This window comes from Stappia sp. ICDLI1TA098, assembly GCF_054880955.1.
Genome location: NZ_JBTZBT010000002.1, coordinates 361,345 through 378,311, shown reverse-complemented (window position 1 = coordinate 378,311; position 16,967 = coordinate 361,345). Strand labels below are relative to the sequence as shown.

The window sequence follows — 16,967 nt, the reverse complement described above, 5'->3', positions numbered from 1 at the left end:
CCTATTCCGCACACAGGGGAAGCGAAACGTGGTGGACAGACCTCCCGTCGTCGCCTGACCAACGTTCGCCCCGGGTGGGATTCAATGAGGAAACGCCTGCTGACGGCCGCGCTTGCGCTCGTCATCGCCCTTGCCACCGCAATCGCGTTGCTTGCCGCGCTTGTCACCGGCGAGAGCGCCCGCGTGCGTGTCGAGGCCGAGCTGTCCCGCTGGCTGGGCGCCCGCGTTGAGATCGGCTCCGAGCCCGGATTTTTCCTGCGCCCCGCGCCCGGCATCAGACTTGTCGAGGTGAACCTGGAAAACAGCCGGGAAGGCTGGGCGGTGCGCGATGCACGGTTGATGGTCGATCTCGACATCGTGGCCTTGCTTCTTGGAGAGGTTCGCATTTCCTCCGCGACGCTCGAGGACGCGCGTATCAGCGTTGCGAGCCTGCCGTCCGACGTCGACGAGGCGGTTAGTTCGGCGGAAAGCACTGTCGCAAGCGTCGCGCGTCTTCTCGCCCATCCGTTGCGCATCGACCGCGCGACCCTCGTTCTGGCCCGGCGCGGCGTCGGCGAGGAGGTGATCGCCCGGGATTTGTCGCTGCGCCTGTCTGCCTCTGGAACCTCGGCAAACCTGCGCGGTGCGCTGCGTGTCGCGGACCAGGCCGTCGAGATCAATGTCGCGTTGCGCGACAGATCGCTGCTGGCGGGCGAGGGGAAAAGTCCGTTCTCGCTCTCGCTAGCCTCGCAACTCGCCACCCTTCGCCTCGATGGAGAAATCGGGCGTGTGAACAAGACATGGTTCGGCGGTACCATCGAGTTCCAGACCAGCGACCTGCGTGGCCTCGGGGCGCGCTTCGACTGGGCGATGCCCGGCGAAGCTGCTTTCGGTGCGCTGCTGATGCGCGGCACCGGCGAGATCTCGTCTGCCGCGCTGTCGCTGCCGCAAGCCCGCATCGAGTTTGATGGCAACGTCGGCGACGGAAGCCTGGCGCTGGACCTTGGACGGTCGCGTCCCCGGCTGGAGGGAACGCTCGCGTTCGAGACCTTCGATGCCTCGGCCTATCTGGCGGAAGTCGACGACGTGTCGGCGCTTCTGCGCGATGAAGCCCGCATGGGCGATCCGCTCGCCGGGCTTCTGCAGGCCATGGACATCGATCTTCGGCTGTCGACCGGGCGGCTTGCCGCCGGCACCCTTGTCGCGGGGCCGTCGGCCGCGTCCATTCTGTTGCGGGAGGGCGATCTGTCGCTCGACCTGGGCGAGACGCAACCCGACGGCGGCCAGTTCGATCTGGCGGCTCGCCTCAAGCCCGGCGGTGAAGCTGGCGACTACATGGCTTCGGTATCCCTGGTCGCCGACCCGCGCCCCGTTGCCGCCTTGCCCTGGCCCGATCCCCTGCCGCGCCCGACCGCAGGCGTCCTTGGCGGGCGCGGGGCATGGAAGTCGACCGGACGGACCCTGTCGGAGCTCCTGTCGCGGGGCAGCGGGGAGGCGCGCCTCTCGGCGCGCGATCTCGCCTTTGGAAGCGGAGGGGCGGAAGCCGTTTTCGCCGGCCTGCTCGGACGTACGGACGCCGCGGACGCGCAAGCTCCGAGCCGCTTCGCCAGCGTCGAGGCGAGCCTTTCGTTCGCGCCGGAGCGCATCGAGGTGACGGCCCTGGAAGCCGAGACGGCGGCCCACCGGCTGGAGGCCACCGGGCGCATTGCACCGGAGAATGGAGCGCTTTCCTTGCGGGGAGGCTTGCGGGCGCGCAAGGCCGCAGGCGATGCGCCAAGCCTGCCGGTGCTGCTGCGCGGCACGCTCGCGCATCCGCTCGTCGTTCCCGATCTCACCAACATGAGCGAGCGCCCGGGGCGCTGAGGCTATCGCTGCCGTCAGACCTGCGCTTCGGCCCGACGCATGTCCTGCTGGCGCAGCGTTTCCTGGCGGCGGGTGTAGAGCGATGCCGCGATCACGATCAGCGTCACAACGCCGACGAGGATGGTGCATACCGCATTGATCTCCGGCGTCACACCGAGGCGGACTTGCGAATAGATCTTCATCGGCAGGGTCGTGGCTTCCGGTCCGGTCGTGAAACTGGCGATAACCAGATCGTCGAGTGACAGGGTGAAGGCAAGCATCCAACCGGCGATGACGCCCGGCAGGATGATCGGCAGCGTGATGGAAAAGAAAGTCGGCAGAGGCGGTGAGCCGAGGTCGAGCGCGGCCTCCTCCAAGGATCGGTCAAAGCCGGAAAGCCGCGATTGCACCACCACGGCGACGTAGCACATGGCGAAGGTCGTATGGGCGATCATGATCGTCCAGAAGCCGCGCGACTGGTCGACGGCGACGAACAGCAGCAGCAACGACAGGCCGAGGATCACCTCGGGCATGACGAGCGGCGCATAGACCATCCCGGAAAACAGCGAACGCCCGACAAAGCGCCCCGAGCGTGACAGCACCAGAGCGGCGACCGTGCCAAGCACGGTGGCGAGCGTTGCCGACACGAAGGCGATGCGAAGGGTCACCCAGGCCGCGTCGAGAAGCTGCTGGTTGTTGAGGAGTTCGCCGTACCAGCGGGTGGAAAACCCGCCCCACACCGTGACGAGGCGGGAATCGTTGAACGAATAGATGACCAGCAGCACGATCGGCAGGTAGAGGAAGGAGAACCCCAGCACCAGCGACGTGACGTTGAACCAGCTCGGTCCCTGACGCATCACGCAAGTCCTCCCGTATGGATGTCATGGGCGGCGGGAAAAGTCGGGTCGCGCGCGCTCACAGCCCCTTCTCCGCGGCTTTTTGCTGCTGGTTCTGGAAGAGCACGATCGGTACCACCAGGATGAGCAGGAGCACGACGGCGACGGCGGACGAGACCGGCCAGTCGCGGTTGGTGAAGAACTCCACCCACAGCGTCTTGCCGATCATCAGCGTTTCCGAGCCGCCAAGCAGGTCGGGGATGACGAACTCTCCGACCGCGGGGATGAAGACCAGGAAACAGCCGGCGATGACGCCGGGCAGCGACAGCGGCACCGTGATCGCCCAGAAGGCGCGCCAGGGTGGGCACCCCAGGTCGCTGGCCGCTTCCAGCAGCGCCCCGTCGAGCTTCTCCAGATTGGCGTAGAGCGGAAGAACCAGGAACGGCAGGTAGGAATAGACGATGCCGATATAGACCGCGATATTGGTGTTGAGCATCGTCAGCGGCGTGTCGATGACGCCGAGCCACAGCAGCAGCTGGTTGAGCAGGCCCTCGTTCTTGAGGATGCCGATCCAGGCGTAGACGCGGATCAGGAAGCTTGTCCAGAAGGGCAGGATGACGAGCATCAAGAGGGTTGCCCGCCAGGCCTTGGGCGCGCGCGCCATGCCGTAGGCGAGCGGATAGCCGACGGCAAGCGTGATGAGGGTCGAGATCGCCGCGATCGAGACGCTCGACAGATAGGACTTCCAGTAGAGGTCGTCTTCCGTGAGCCAGATGTAGTTGTCGAAGGAAAAGCCCCGGAACATCTCGACCAGACCGGAAAGGCCCTCGGCCGGGTCGAAGGTCGGAATATAGGGAGGGATCGCCACGGCGATCTCGGAAAAGGAGATCTTGAGGACGATGAAGAACGGCGCGAGGAAGAAGAGCAGAAGCCACGCGTAGGGAATGGCGATGAGCACGATGTCGCCGAGACTGCGCCGCTTGCGTGCAGCCTTTGCGGCCACCGCCTCCGGCACGACGTTGCCCGCGTCTTGTGCCCGCACGGCTCCCGCGCCGGAAGTCTCGCCCGCCGTCGGATCGGTCGCGTCGTGCCTGTCGCTCATGCTCGGCTCCCCTTCCGTCCCAGTGCCGGCCGCGGCAGGCGCCCGCCCGGGCTCAACGTGTCAGCACCATCCCGCCGTCCGCGTCCCAGCTCAGCCACACCTTGTCGTCCCATCCCACAGGGTGCTCGACCACGCGGCTGCGGTTCGCCACCGTCGCGCGCACGGTTTCCTCGTCGGAAATATGCGTGTGGAAGATCGACACATCGCCGAGGTAGGCGATATCCCAGACTTCGCCGAACAGCGCGTTGACCTTGCTTTCGGGTTCATCGAAGGAAATGCGGACCTTCTCCGGACGGATGGCGAACCAGACCGTGTCTCCGGCCGTGGCCTCCACTGTCTGGGCGACGAGGATCTCGCACCCGAACAGGATCGATTTCAGCCGCGTCGCATCGCCCTCGCGGCCGATCACCTTGCATTCGATCATGTTGATGTCGCCGATGAAGTCGGCGACGAAACGCGAGTTCGGAACCTCGTAGATCTCCGAGGGCGTGGCGATCTGGACAATCTTGCCCCGGTCCATCACGGCGATGCGGTCGGCCACCGTCATGGCTTCCTCCTGGTCGTGGGTCACGATCAGGAAGGTCATGCCGAGCTCGTACTGCAGGTCCATCAGCTCGAACTGGGTGTCCTCGCGCAGCTTCCGGTCGAGCGCGCCGAGCGGCTCGTCGAGGAGCAGCACCTTCGGCTTCTTGGCGAGCGAGCGGGCGAGCGCCACGCGCTGCCGCTGGCCGCCTGAAAGCTGGTGCGGCTTGCGCTTGGCAAAGGCCTCCAGCTTGACGAGCTTGAGCATCTCGGCGACGCGGCTGGCGATGTCCGCCTTGGGCAGGCCTTCCTGCTTGAGGCCAAAGGCGACATTCGCCTCCACGCTCATGTGCGGGAACAGTGCGTAGGACTGGAACATCATGTTCACCGGCCGCCGATAGGGCGGTACGCCGGAAAGATCCTGTCCGTCGAGCAGGATCTGGCCCGCGTTCGGGGTCTCGAAGCCGGCAAGCATGCGCATCATCGTGGTCTTGCCGCAGCCGGAGCCGCCGAGCAAGGCGAAGAACTCGCGCTCATAGATCTTGAGGGAGAGGTCATCGACGGCGGTGAAATCGCCGAAGGTCTTGGTCACGTTTCGGAATTCGATAAACGGCCGCGCGCCGGGATCATCCCATGGCGCAAAGCTGCGGCGAACTGGTCCGACCGGTTTCTTCGCCAAGCTTACCCCCTCCTGTACCCGCTGAAGCATCCGGGGAACCGGTGGTGAGCCGGCTCCCCCTGTCAACGAAGAGCGGCTCAGCTGCCGGTCTTGACCTTGGTCCATTCGCGGGTGCGCGACCGCATCGCCTTGGGCGACTTGGTGGTGACGCTGAAGAGCTTGTCGATCGTCGCCTCGCTCGGGTAGATCGCCGGATCGTCAAGCACTTCCTTGCTGATGAACTCCTGGCTCGCCTTGTTGCCATTGGCGTAGAAGACGTAGTCGGTCGCCTTGGCGATGACTTCCGGCTTCATGATGTAGTTGAGGAACGCGTGGGCCTCCTCGACATGCGGCGCATCCGCGGGGATGGCCATGTTGTCGAACCACATCATCGCGCCTTCCTTGGGGATCGAATAGGCAACAGTGACGCCGTTGTTGGCCTCCGACGCGCGGTCGCGGGCCTGCAGGATGTCGCCCGACCAGCCGATGGCCATGCAGATGTCGCCGTTGGCGAGCGCGTTGATGTACTCGGAGGAGTGGAACTTCTGGATGTAGGGACGGATCGTCATCAGGAGCTCGCCCGCCTTGGCGAAGTCCTCGGGATTGTCGCTGTCCGGATCCAGCCCGAGATAGTTGAGCGCAGCGGGGAAAATCTCGTCTGCGGTGTCGAGGAAGTGGATGCCGCAGTCGGCGAACTTCGAGATGATCTCGGGCTTGAAGACCATGTCCCAGCTATCGAGCGGCGCGTCGGGCATGCGCTCCTTGATCTTCTCGACATTGTAGCCGATGCCGGTCGTGCCCCACATGTAGTTGATCGCGTGTTCGTTGCCCGGGTCGAATTTCTCGATGCGCGAGGAGATCTCCGGCCACATGTTCTTCAGGTTCGGCAGCTTGGACTTGTCGAGCTTCTGGAACACGCCGGCCTGGATCTGGCGACCGAGGAAGGTGCCCGTGGGAACGACGACGTCGTAACCGGTGCCGCCGGCCAGCAGCTTGGTCTCCAGCATCTCGTTGCTGTCGAACACGTCGTAGACGACCTTGATCCCGGTCTCCTTGGTGAAGTCGGCGAGGATCGAATCGTCGATGTAGTCGGACCAGTTGTAGATGCGCACCGTTCGCTCTTGCGCACTGGCGGCGGTGGCGCCAGCGAGCGCGGCAAGGGCGATGCCCGTCATGAGGAACTTGTTCATGTGTCCTGCCTCCGTTTCGGCGGTGGGCCACTCCGTCCGCAGTGTCGCCACGCGGCCGGAGCGTCTGGATCCTTGTTATGGTGCAAGCAGCCTAGAAGCGATGATCCTGGTGCTCAAGAGCGCTGTTGCGACTCGGTCGATGTTCTCCCGTCCCTGTTTTGCCTCAGAGGTAGGTTTGCCGTTCCAGTGATGAAATCTCGCGCCCGAATGCAAAGAGTTCGTGACGCTTGATGTCGACCAGCACCTTGTGCATGTCCTCGCCGACCGCCTCCTTCATCCGCTGGGAGGCGGCGAAGGCGTCGATCGCCTCGTCCATCCAGGGCGTCAGGTGCGGCGCGGTCTTCTCGTAGGCGTTGCCTTCGACCGGCGGCGGCGGGGCCTCCTTGCCGAGGATGCCCTGCAGCATGCCGGAGAGCACGCCGGTCAGCACCAGATAGGGGTTGGCGTCGGCTCCGGCGATGCGGTGCTCGATGCGCTCCGAGCCGGGCGTGCCGGCGGGAACGCGCAGCGCCACGGAGCGGTTGTCGTGCCCCCAGCAGATCGATGTCGGCGCATAGGAGCCCGGCTGCATCCGCCGGAAGCCGTTGAACGTCGACACGAAAAGCAGATGCGCCGCCTGCATGCTGTCGAGCAGGCCCTTGATCGCGTGTCCGAGCCGGATCTCTCCCAGGGCCGCGTCGGAGAAGATGTTGCCGTTTCCATCCTCCAGCGAGACATGGACGTGCATGCCGCTGCCCGGCCATTCCACGAACGGCTTGGCCATGAAGGAGGCCTTGAGATTGTGCTTGCGGGCGACGCCGGCGACGAGGCGGCGCAGCAGCACCGCGTCGTCCGCTGCCCGCAGCGGGTCGCGCCGGTAGTGCAGGTTCAGCTCGAACTGGCCGGGCGCGGCCTCCGACACGGCTGCGTCGGCCGGAATGTCCTGGGCATCGGCGGAGCGGCGCAACTCGTCCACCAGCGGCATCAGCGCCTCGAGGTCCGATAGCGCATACATGTTCTGCCGCGCCGGTCCGAGGTGGGTTGAGAAAACCGGCGTCGGGGCGCCCGACCAGTCGGCGTCGTCCTGGTCCTCGAAGAGGTAGAACTCCAGTTCGAAGGCGGCGGTCGCCGTCAGCCCGTGGGCGGCCAGCCGCTCGGTCATGCGGCGGAGCACGTGGCGCGGATCGCAGAGGAAGGGCATGCCGGCGCGGTCATGCATGGACAGGAGCACCTGCGCCGTCGGCCTGGCGGCCCATGGCACGGAGCGCAGGGTCCCGGGCACCGGCCAGCAGACGCCGTCCTTGTCGCCGGTCTCGATGTGCATGCCCGTTTCCTCGACCTCGCGTCCCCAGACATCGAGACCGAAAAGCGAGAAGGGCAGGGCGACGCCGCCCTCGAAGACCTTGCGCAGGGCGCTTCCGGGAAGCCACTTCCCCCTGAGCACGCCGTTGCTGTCGGGCAGGATGACCTCGACCGTGTCCAGGTCGGGGTATTCCGCCTCGAAGCGGGCGAGTTCCTCGTCCAGAAGCTCGCTGCCTCGCGGGCGGGTCCAGGCCGAGCGCTGGGTCTCTCGCATTCATACCTCCGTGACGACGCCGAAGGGCCGCTCTTGTCGAGGGTCCGGGGCGCCGGGATTGTCGTTGATCTAAAAATGTGATCACTTGTAGCGAGAACTGTCAAGCGAAGCCGGAGACCAAAAGAATGGGCGCCAGGCCCCGAATGCGCGTTGAGGAAGGTTTGCGCCGCACCCGCGGACCGATGCGCAGCGAGGTCGAGCGAAGCCTGCGCGAGGCCTTGCTCACCGGGCGTTTCGTACCGGGGCGCACGGTCACCCTGCGCGGTCTTGCCCAGGAGCTCGGTGTCAGTCCGATGCCTGTGCGCGAGGCGCTGCGCACCATCGCCGCGGGCAACGCGCTGGAGATCCGGGCGAACGGCCGCATCCAGGTGCCGACCATGACGCTGGCGCGGCTCGCGGAGATCCTCAAGGCGCGTCTCCTGCTGGAACCCGAGCTTGCACGCCTTGCGAGTCCGGGTCTCGGGCCTGTCGATGCCGAGGCTCTGCTCCTTATTGACAGGCGTATCGACCAGAGCCTCGAGACGGGCGACGCCGAGACCTACATGCGGTTGAACCATGAGTTCCATTTCCGCATTTACGAGGCGGCCGGGTCGGAGGTTCTTCTGCCGCTGGTCGAGAGCCTGTGGATGCAGTTCGGCCCCTTCATGCGCACGGTCTATGGTCGGGTGGGCACCGCGGTTCTCGTCGATCACCACAAGCAGGCCGTCGAGGCCATCTCCGCCGGCGACGGGGAGGCGCTGGCACAGGCGGTCGAAGGGGACATCCGTTGTGGCATGGAGTTGCTGGAGCGCGCCGTCGGAGCCGCTGATTGACAACGTCTGTAATGTGATCACAAATTGGCGCCGAGACTGCGGGGCGATCCGCATGGGCCGGGGGCGAATTGCCCGCAAGCCGGTCCGGGACTGCACGGGCCCGCGCCGCGCCGGAAAGGCAGGATGACGTGAGCAAGAAAAAGAAATCCGCACCCAAGCTCGACAGCCGTCGCGGTGTTGCGACCCTCGACGAGGCCCGCATCTGGCTTTCGGAGCGCGGGATCGAGGACATCGAGTGCATCGTGCCCGATCTCGCCGGCGTGGCGCGCGGCAAGATGATGCCGACGGAGAAGTTCTTTTCGGGGCCGGTGATGACGATGCCCTCGTCGATCTTCGCCCAGACGATCTCGGGCGACTATCCGCCAGACGACGAGCGCTTCCAGCACAGCCCGACTGATGGCGACCTGTTCTTCCGCGCCGACTATTCGACGCTGACGACGGTGCCCTGGGAGACGGATCCCACCGCCCAGCTCATCCACGACGCCTACACGCGGGAGGGCATCCCGGTGGAGACGGCGCCGCGCAACGTGCTCAAGCGCGTTCTGGCGCTCTATGAGGATGAGGGCTGGGAGCCCCTGGTCGCGCCGGAGATGGAGTTCTACCTGGTGCGTCCGAACACCGATCCGGACTATCCGCTGGAGCCGCCTACCGGCCGCTCGGGCCGTCCGGAGGTGGGGCGTCAGTCCTATTCGATCTCCGCGCTCAACGAGTTCGACGATCTGATCGACGATTTCTATGACCTCTCCGGCGCGCAGGGGCTGGAGATCGACACGCTGATCCACGAGGAAGGCGCGGCGCAGATGGAGATCAACCTGCGCCACGGTCACCCGCTGGAACTGGCCGACCAGGTGTTCCTGTTCAAGCGCACCATCCGTGAGGCGGCGCTGCGCCACGACATGTATGCCACCTTCATGGCCAAGCCCATGTCGAACCAGCCGGGCTCATCCATGCACATCCACCAGTCGCTGGTGGACAAGGAGACGGGCAACAACATCTTCTCGCGCGAGGACGGCGAGGCGAGCCAGGAGTTCCTGGCCTTCATCGCCGGCCATCAGGCATTCCTGCCGGCCGTGACCTGCATCCTTGCGCCCTACGTCAATTCCTACCGGCGCTTCACCCGGGGCACGACCGCGCCGGTGAACGTCCATTGGGGATACGACAACCGGACGGTCGGTTTGAGGGTGCCCAATTCCAAGCCGGCGGCGCGCCGGCTGGAGAACCGGGTGCCATCCTCCGACGCCAATCCTTATCTCGCCATCGCCGCCTCGCTGGCTTGCGGCTATCTCGGCATCAAGCAGAAGCTGACGCCGGACGAGCCCATCATGGGCGACTTCAGCGAACGCATGCACGCTCTGCCGCGCGGGCTTCTCGAGGCGGTCGACCTCTTTGGCGAATGCGACGATCTGATCGATGTCTTCGGAGAGAAATTCGTCGCCACCTATCGTGCCGTGAAGCAGGAAGAGTTCGAAACCTTCATGCGCGTGATCAGCCCCTGGGAGCGGGAATACCTGCTGCTCAACGTCTGACACACGCCTTCCCTCACGCTCCATGCCAATCAATGATGAAGAAACGACCGGGAGACGCACCATGACCGCTTCTTCGAACCGATATCCGACGAGCGACCTGCGCGCGCGCGACGCGGCTCATCACATCCACCCTTTCACCGACACCGGTGCGCTGAACCGCGAGGGCGCGCGCATCATCACCTCGGCCGAGGGCGTCTGGCTCACCGATAGCGACGGCAAGCGCTATCTCGACGGGATGGCGGGGCTCTGGTGCTGCCAGGTCGGCCATGGCCGTGAAGAGATCGTCGATGCGGTCACCCGCCAGATGCGCGAACTCGAATATTACAACACCTTCTTCAAGACGAGCCATCCGCCCGCGATCGCGCTGGCGGAGAAGCTCGCGGAACTCGCTCCGGCCGGCTTCAACCGCGTCTTCTTCACCTCCTCGGGGTCCGAGGCCAACGACACCGTCTTCCGCATGGTCCGCACCTATTGGGACCTGGAAGGCAAGCCCGGCAAAAAGGCGATCATCGGCCGCTGGAACGGCTACCACGGCTCGACGCTCGCCGGCACGAGCCTCGGCGGCATGAAGGGCATGCACGAGCAGGGCGACCTGCCGGTGCCCGGCGTCCATCACGTCGCCCAGCCGTACTGGTTCGGGGAGGGCGGAGACATGTCGCCCGACGAGTTCGGCCTCTGGGCGGCCCGCGAGCTTGAGCGCAAGATCGACGAGCTTGGCGAGGACACGGTCGCGGCCTTCATCGCCGAGCCGATCCAGGGGGCGGGCGGCGTCATCATTCCGCCCGACAGCTACTGGCCGGAGGTCGCGCGTATCTGCAAGGAACGCGACATTCTTCTCGTTGCCGACGAGGTGATCTGCGGTTTCGGCCGGCTCGGCACCTGGTTCGGCTCGCAGTATTACGGCATCGAGCCGGACCTGATGCCGATCGCCAAGGGCATTTCCTCGGGCTATCTGCCGATCGGCGGCGTTCTCGTTTCGGACAGGATCGCCGACGCTTTCATCGAAAAGGGCGGCGAATTCTATCACGGCTATACCTATTCCGGGCACCCGGCCTGCTGCGCGGCCGCGCTCGCCAATCTCGAGATCCTCCAGCGCGAGAAGCTGGTGGAGCGCGTAGCCGACGACATCGGCCCCTATCTGCAGAAGAAGTGGTTGGAGCTCGGCGAGCATCCGCTGGTTGGCGAAGCGCGCATGGTGGGGCTGGTCGGTGCGCTCGAGCTGGTGCCGGCGCGCGGCGACCGGTCGCGGGCTTTCGAGCCTGTCGGCGAGGTCGGGGCGCTCGCCCGCGACACGTCCTTCGACAATGGTCTGGTCATGCGCGCGGTGCGCGACAGCCTGATCATCTCGCCACCGCTGGTGCTCTCCCACGAGGAAGCGGACGACCTGGTCGCACGGGCCGAACGCACCCTCGACGAGACCTGGTCGGCGCTGAAAAAGGACGGGCGCGTCGCCGCCTGAGACTGTTTCTCCGCGCCTTCAGCCCCGTTTCGATCCGAGGCCCCGATGCCTGCACGAGCCGCCCACGCGCCCAGCTACTATGCCGCCACGATCCCTCAGCGCCCGCCCCGCGCGGCGCTCGAGGGAACGCTCAAGGCGGACGTGGCGATTGTCGGGGCAGGGTTCACGGGGCTCAATGCCGCCCTGACGCTGGCGGAAGCCGGGCGACGGGTCGTGGTTCTCGAAGCGGAGCGGGTCGGCTGGGGCGCGACGGGGCGCAACGGCGGCCAACTCCACAGCGGCCAGCGGCGCGACCAGCACTATCTCGAGGCGCAGTATGGCCCCGAGATGGCACGTCGCCTTTGGGATCTGGCCGAGGAAGCCAAGGCGCTGCTTCACGCGCGCGCCGAGCGCCATGGCATCGATTGCGACTGGATGCCGGGCCTGATCGAGGCGGCGCACAAGAAGCGTTTTGTCACCGAGGAATGGGACTACGCGGAAAAGCTGTCCCGAGACTACGGCTACGAAAAGCTGCGCCCGCTTGGCCGTGAGGCGCTTGCCGAGGCGATTGGCACGGATGTCTATCATGGCGGCGTGCGCGACATGGGCGGTGGTCACCTGCATCCGCTCAAGCTCGCCGAGGGTCTGGCTGAGGCCGTGGAAAGCGCCGGTGGTGCGATCCATGAGACAAGCCGGGTCGTCAGGCTCGAACACGGTCCCTCCGGCGCGGTTCTGACGACGGATTCGGGCGGGCGTGTCGAGGCGGAGGCCGTGCTTCTCGCCGGCAATGGCTATCTTGCCGGCCTCGATGCGGCAAGCGAGGCCCGCGTCATGCCGATCAACAATTACATCCTGACCAGCGAGCCGCTGACAAAGACGCAGGCGGATGCGCTCATCCCCGGTCGCGAGGCGGTCTCGGACAGCCGCTTCGTCGTCTACTACTGGCGCCTGACGAACGACAGGCGCCTCCTGTTCGGCGGCGGCGAGACCTACCGCCGGGGCGGTCCGCGGGATCTGGAATCCTTCGTGCGCGCGCATCTGGCCAAGGTCTACCCGGAGCTTGCCATGGTGCCGGCCTCCCACGTCTGGGGCGGCACGCTGGCGGTTACCCAGACACGGCTTCCCGCGATCCGGCGCACCCATCCGCGCGTCTATGTCGCCGCCGGCTTCTCGGGCCACGGCGTTGCGATTTCGGGGTTCTCGGGCCATGTGGTGGCACAGGCGATCCTCGGCGACACGGATCGTTTCGACGTCGTCTCAAGGCTGAAGACGCCGCCTTTCCCGGGCGGGCGAATGTTCCGGTGGCCGATCCTCGCGCTTGCCATGAGCTGGTTTTCGCTGCGTGACCGCCTCTGGTAGGCGGCCGGAAATCGCGCGGGGACCGGCGGAGAAAAGGCGGCTGTTACCTGCCCTGGCCGGTTTTGCGGGTGCTGCTGCGGTCGCGGAAGGTGCGTGCCGAGGTGCGCGCCAGCATGATCGCCGGAACCAGGCCGACCAGAACGATGAGCAACGCCGGCAGCGCCCCCTCGCCGAAGGCTTCGCGTGAGGCAGCGTTGTAGACGGTTGTCGCGAGCGTTTCGAAATTGAACGGCCTAAGCAGGATGGTCGCCGGCAATTCCTTCATGCAGTCGACGAAGGCAAGCAGCAGCGCGGTCATCAGCACCGGGCGGATCAGCGGCAGATGGATCTCGAACAGCAGCTTGCCGGAGGAGCGGCCGAGCGTGCGCGCGGCCATGTCGAGGTGCGGCGTCACCTTGCCGAGCCCGCCCTCCACCTGTCCGTAGGCGACAGCCAGGAAGCGGACCATGTAGGCGTAGACGAGCGCCGTTCCCGACCCCACGAGCAGCAGGCCGGTGGAAAAGCCGAAGGTCGAGCGGGCGACGCCGTCGATGAAATTGTCGAATTGGGCCAGCGGAATGAGAATGCCGACGGCCAGCACCGTTCCCGGGATCGCATACCCGATGGAGGCGATGCGACCGCACAGGCGGGTCAGCGCGTTGGTTCGCACGCGCTGGGCGAAGGTGAGGACGATACCGATCACGACGGTCAGCAGGGCCGCCGAAATCGAAAGGGTCAGTGTGTTGCCGACCGCGGCGAGGAGTTGCGGGGACGCGAGATCCTCGAGCCGGCGGCTGGCATAATCGGCAAGCAGGGCGGCGGGAAAGACAAAGCCGATGAGAATTGGCACGGCGCAGGCAAGCGTCGCGGCAAATCCGCGAACGCCGCCGAGCGCGTAGCTCGGCAGGGCCAGATAGCGCGAGGAGGTGATGTGGAAGCGCTGCCGCCGCCGCGCATGCCGCTCGATCCACAGCAGCGCGAAGACGAGCGCCAGCATGGCGCAGGCAAGCTGCGCGGCGCCGGCAAGGCTCGAGCGGTTGATCCAGGTGTCATAGACCGAGAAGGTCATGGTGTGGACGCCGAAGAAGGTGACCGCGCCGATGTCGTTGAGGCATTCCATCAGCGCAAGCGACACGCCGACGACGATGGCCGGGCGCGCCAGCGGCAGCGCGACACGCAGGAACAGGCGCACCGGCCCGGCACCGAGCGTGCGCGACACGTCGAGCGCGCAGGCCGACTGCAGGAGAAATGAGGCCCGCGTCGTCAGGTAGACATACGGGTAGAGGACGAAGCCCATGACGAAGATCGCCCCGGGCAGGGAGCGAACTTCGGGAAACCAGTAGTCGCGCGCCGTATGGAAGCCGAAGACAGCGCGGATCGCCGACTGCACCGGTCCGGTGTAGTCGAGGATTTCGACGTAGGTGTAGGCGATGATGTAGGTCGGGACGGCCAGCGGGATCAGAAGCGCCCAGTCGAAGAACGCGCGCCCCGGAAAGCGGCACATGGTCACGAGCCAGGCGGTGCCGACGCCGACGACCAGCGTGATCGCGCCAACGCCGGCCATCAGCAGAACGGTGGTCCACAGCGAGCGCGGCAGGACGGTATCGATCAGGTGAGACCAGACATTGCCCGTCGGCTGGGCCGCGAGCACCACAAGCGAGAGGATCGGAAGCAGCGTCAGCGCCGCGACGACGATACCGGCGGTGACCCACAGCCGGTCCGCCGCGGTGGCGGAGGTCTTGGGTGCGCGCGCTGCACGGGGTGCGGCGCCATGATCGAGAACGTCAGTCATCGGGCCTCGGCCATGCTGTGCGACGCAAGTTTGTCTTCAGGCTCGCACGTTGGCTTTAACCAACGGCAAACGGCGCCCGGTGCAATGACCGGGCGCCGCGTCGCGGGGAACTGAACTCTCGAGATCAGCTCGCGGGTCCATCGTTGAAGCCGACCTTGTCGACCAGCTCGCTGGCTTCCTTGCGGTGCTTGGCGATGTCCGACAGCGACATGTCGTCGGGGTGGATCTCGCCCCAGGACGCGACCAGCTCGGAGACCGGCACGCCCGGCTTCACCGGGTATTCGTCATTGGTCTCGGCATAGACGTGCTGCGCCTTGTCGGAGGTCAGGAACTCGATGAGCTTCACCGCCTCGGCCTTGTTCGGTGCATTCTTGGCCATCATCACGCCGGAGATGTTCACATGCGTGCCGCGACCGTCGGCGTTCGGGAACAGGATCTTGGCGGAGTTGGCCCATTCCTTCTGCTCCGGCTCCTTCTCGTTCTTCAGCATCGCACCCATGTAGTAGGTGTTGCCGAGCGAGATATCGCATTCGCCGGAGTAGATGCCCTGCACCTGGCTGCGATCATTGCCGGACGGCTTGCGGGCAAGGTTGTCGCGAACACCCTTCAGCCACTGCTCGGTCTTCTCCGGACCGTCATTGACGATCATCGAGGCGATGAGAGCGACGTTGTAGACGTGCTGGCCGTTGCGGGTGCAGATGCGCCCCTTCCACTTCGGGTCGGCAAGCTCCTCGTAGGTGATCTTGTCCTGATCGACGCGCTCCTTGGAGGCGTAGACGACGCGGGCGCGCGTCGTGAGGCCGATCCAGTGGCCTTCCGGGTCGCGATACTTGGCCGGAATGTTCTCGTTCACCACCTCGGACGAGATCGGCTGGGTGATGCCGAGCTGCTTGGCCGCATCGAGGCGCCCGATGTCGACGGTCAGGAGCACGTCGGCCGGCGAGTTCTCGCCCTCGGCCTGAATGCGCTCGGACAGGCCGTCGGTCGCGAAGATCACGTTGGCCTTGATGCCGGTTTCCTCGGTGAACGCCTTCAGGATGGGCTCGATGAGGAAAGGCTGGCGGTAGGAGTAGATGTTGACCTCGCCGTCGGCGAAGGCAGGTGTCGCGAGTGTCGCGGAAGCAAGGACCAGGCCGGCAAGAGCGCTGGCACGCGTTGCGGAAATCATTTTCGTCATGGATGTCTCCTCACGTCCAGGGGGCAAGGCCCTGACGTTGGTGGCACTCGCTCAAGCACAACTTTCATTGCGCGAGTCGATGCCGGCATCATAAAAACAAGAGTGTCACTGTCAAGAATAATCGCGTGTAAAATCAATAGTCTGGAATGATTCCAAACTATTGCCCGCGATGCGGAGGTGGTAGTTGGACCTTGCGCCGGCTTTGCGTCGAGGCTGGCGGCGGGCTGTCAGACGCCAGGTGTCTTTCCCGCAAGAATTTCCGACATCAATCCCGTGTCGATGTTCTGTCCCGACAGGACGATGCCGGCGGTGTCGCCCCGGCGCCGGTCGGCCACAAGGCCGGCAAGAGCGGCGGCACCGGCCCCTTCGGCGAGATTGTGGGTCGAGCGGTAGAGAAGGCGCACGGCCTCGGCGATCTGGTCGTCGCCGACCCGGATGATGTCTTCTGCTCCGGCGCGGATGACGGCAAGCGCCGCCTCGTCCGGACAGCGGACAGCCATGCCGTCGGCGAAGGTCACGGCGCTGTCGCTGTCGACAAGCTGGCCGCTCTCGAAGGAGCGGGCGTAGGCATCGGCGTTCTCAGACACCACGCCGACGATTTTCGTCCTGCGTCCGAGGACGTTGCGCGCCGAGATCAGCCCGCAGATGCCGGAGCCCAGGCCGATGGGCACGTAGATCACATCGAGGTCAGCTACGGCGCGCATGAATTCCATGCCGTAAGTGGCGACGCCGCGCACCAGATCGGCATGAAAGCTCGGGATCATGGTGAGACGGCGCTCGTCGGCCAGCACGGCCGCATGGGCTTTCGCTGCATCGAAATCCTCGCCATGCTCGACCAGCTCTGCGCCGAAGGCCCGCATCGCGGCGTTCTTCTCGGGCGAGTTCCCCTCGGGCACGACGATCGTGCAGGCCAACCCGTAGCGACGGGCGGCAAAGGCAAGGCTCTGGCCGTGGTTGCCGCGGGTCGCGGAAATGACGCCCGCTCCGCCCGGCAGCCGTCCGGCCAGTTCGCGCAGCATCACCAGCCCTCCGCGGACCTTGAAGGCGCCCGTTGGCGTGTGGTTCTCGTGCTTGGTCCAGACCGTCCGGCCGGTGGCCTCCGACAGCAGCGGCCACGCATATTGCGGGGTGGGGCGCATGGCGCGGTAGACGATTTCGGCGGCGTCCTCGATAGCGGCAAGGCTCAGCATCGGCATGTCC

At 65.7% G+C, this 16,967-nt stretch carries 13 protein-coding genes; 5 read left to right on the top strand and 8 right to left on the bottom strand.

Annotation, left to right across the window (positions count from 1 at the left end; genetic code table 11):
- Positions 1-84: 84 nt before the first annotated feature.
- A complete protein-coding gene (locus ACSLUQ_RS12060; RefSeq protein ID WP_461808669.1) occupies positions 85-1,842 on the top strand; it encodes an AsmA family protein in 1,758 nt (585 codons plus the stop codon).
- Between the two features lie 14 nt (positions 1,843-1,856).
- Here ACSLUQ_RS12060 and ACSLUQ_RS12055 read toward each other — a convergent pair whose 3' ends face one another.
- The 5 genes from ACSLUQ_RS12055 to ACSLUQ_RS12035 all read right to left on the bottom strand — a co-directional run bounded on the left by ACSLUQ_RS12055 (position 1,857) and on the right by ACSLUQ_RS12035 (position 7,684).
- Entirely contained in the window at positions 1,857-2,678 is an 822-nt protein-coding gene (locus ACSLUQ_RS12055; protein ID WP_417772290.1) for an ABC transporter permease, read from the bottom strand.
- 58 nt (positions 2,679-2,736) lie between these two features.
- Positions 2,737-3,759, bottom strand: a complete 1,023-nt coding sequence (locus tag ACSLUQ_RS12050; RefSeq protein ID WP_461808668.1) for an ABC transporter permease subunit — start codon at positions 3,757-3,759, stop codon at positions 2,737-2,739.
- A 52-nt stretch (positions 3,760-3,811) separates the two neighbouring features.
- Positions 3,812-4,990: an ABC transporter ATP-binding protein gene (locus tag ACSLUQ_RS12045; RefSeq protein WP_417772292.1), complete on the bottom strand. Its 1,179-nt coding sequence runs from the start codon at positions 4,988-4,990 to the stop codon at positions 3,812-3,814.
- Between the two features lie 47 nt (positions 4,991-5,037).
- Positions 5,038-6,129, bottom strand: coding sequence for a polyamine ABC transporter substrate-binding protein (locus ACSLUQ_RS12040; protein ID WP_417772293.1), 1,092 nt, complete (start codon positions 6,127-6,129; stop codon positions 5,038-5,040).
- 163 nt (positions 6,130-6,292) lie between these two features.
- The gene (locus tag ACSLUQ_RS12035; protein ID WP_461808667.1) at positions 6,293-7,684 is read right to left on the bottom strand and encodes a glutamine synthetase family protein; all 1,392 of its coding nucleotides are present in this window, start codon (positions 7,682-7,684) and stop codon (positions 6,293-6,295) included.
- A gap of 125 nt (positions 7,685-7,809) precedes the next feature.
- On the opposite strand from ACSLUQ_RS12035, the gene ACSLUQ_RS12030 reads away from it, so the two are divergent.
- From ACSLUQ_RS12030 to ACSLUQ_RS12015, 4 genes are all read left to right on the top strand, one after another.
- Positions 7,810-8,496: a GntR family transcriptional regulator gene (locus ACSLUQ_RS12030; RefSeq protein WP_417772295.1), complete on the top strand. Its 687-nt coding sequence runs from the start codon at positions 7,810-7,812 to the stop codon at positions 8,494-8,496.
- 128 nt (positions 8,497-8,624) lie between these two features.
- Entirely contained in the window at positions 8,625-10,022 is a 1,398-nt protein-coding gene (locus tag ACSLUQ_RS12025; protein WP_417772296.1) for a glutamine synthetase family protein, read from the top strand.
- Positions 10,023-10,083: 61 nt separating this feature from the next.
- Positions 10,084-11,481, top strand: coding sequence for an aspartate aminotransferase family protein (locus ACSLUQ_RS12020; protein ID WP_417772297.1), 1,398 nt, complete (start codon positions 10,084-10,086; stop codon positions 11,479-11,481).
- A 45-nt stretch (positions 11,482-11,526) separates the two neighbouring features.
- A complete protein-coding gene (locus ACSLUQ_RS12015) occupies positions 11,527-12,819 on the top strand; it encodes an NAD(P)/FAD-dependent oxidoreductase (RefSeq protein ID WP_461808666.1) in 1,293 nt (430 codons plus the stop codon).
- A 43-nt stretch (positions 12,820-12,862) separates the two neighbouring features.
- On the opposite strand, the gene ACSLUQ_RS12010 is transcribed toward ACSLUQ_RS12015, so the two are convergent.
- The 3 genes from ACSLUQ_RS12010 to ACSLUQ_RS12000 all read right to left on the bottom strand — a co-directional run bounded on the left by ACSLUQ_RS12010 (position 12,863) and on the right by ACSLUQ_RS12000 (position 16,957).
- Positions 12,863-14,590: an ABC transporter permease gene (locus ACSLUQ_RS12010; RefSeq protein ID WP_461808665.1), complete on the bottom strand. Its 1,728-nt coding sequence runs from the start codon at positions 14,588-14,590 to the stop codon at positions 12,863-12,865.
- Positions 14,591-14,714: 124 nt separating this feature from the next.
- Positions 14,715-15,758, bottom strand: coding sequence for a Fe(3+) ABC transporter substrate-binding protein (locus ACSLUQ_RS12005; RefSeq protein WP_417772557.1), 1,044 nt, complete (start codon positions 15,756-15,758; stop codon positions 14,715-14,717).
- Positions 15,759-15,994: 236 nt separating this feature from the next.
- Positions 15,995-16,957 carry a threonine dehydratase gene (locus tag ACSLUQ_RS12000; protein ID WP_417772300.1) on the bottom strand — a complete coding sequence of 321 codons (963 nt, stop codon included), beginning with the start codon at positions 16,955-16,957 and terminating at the stop codon, positions 15,995-15,997.
- Between the last annotated feature and the right edge of the window lie 10 nt (positions 16,958-16,967).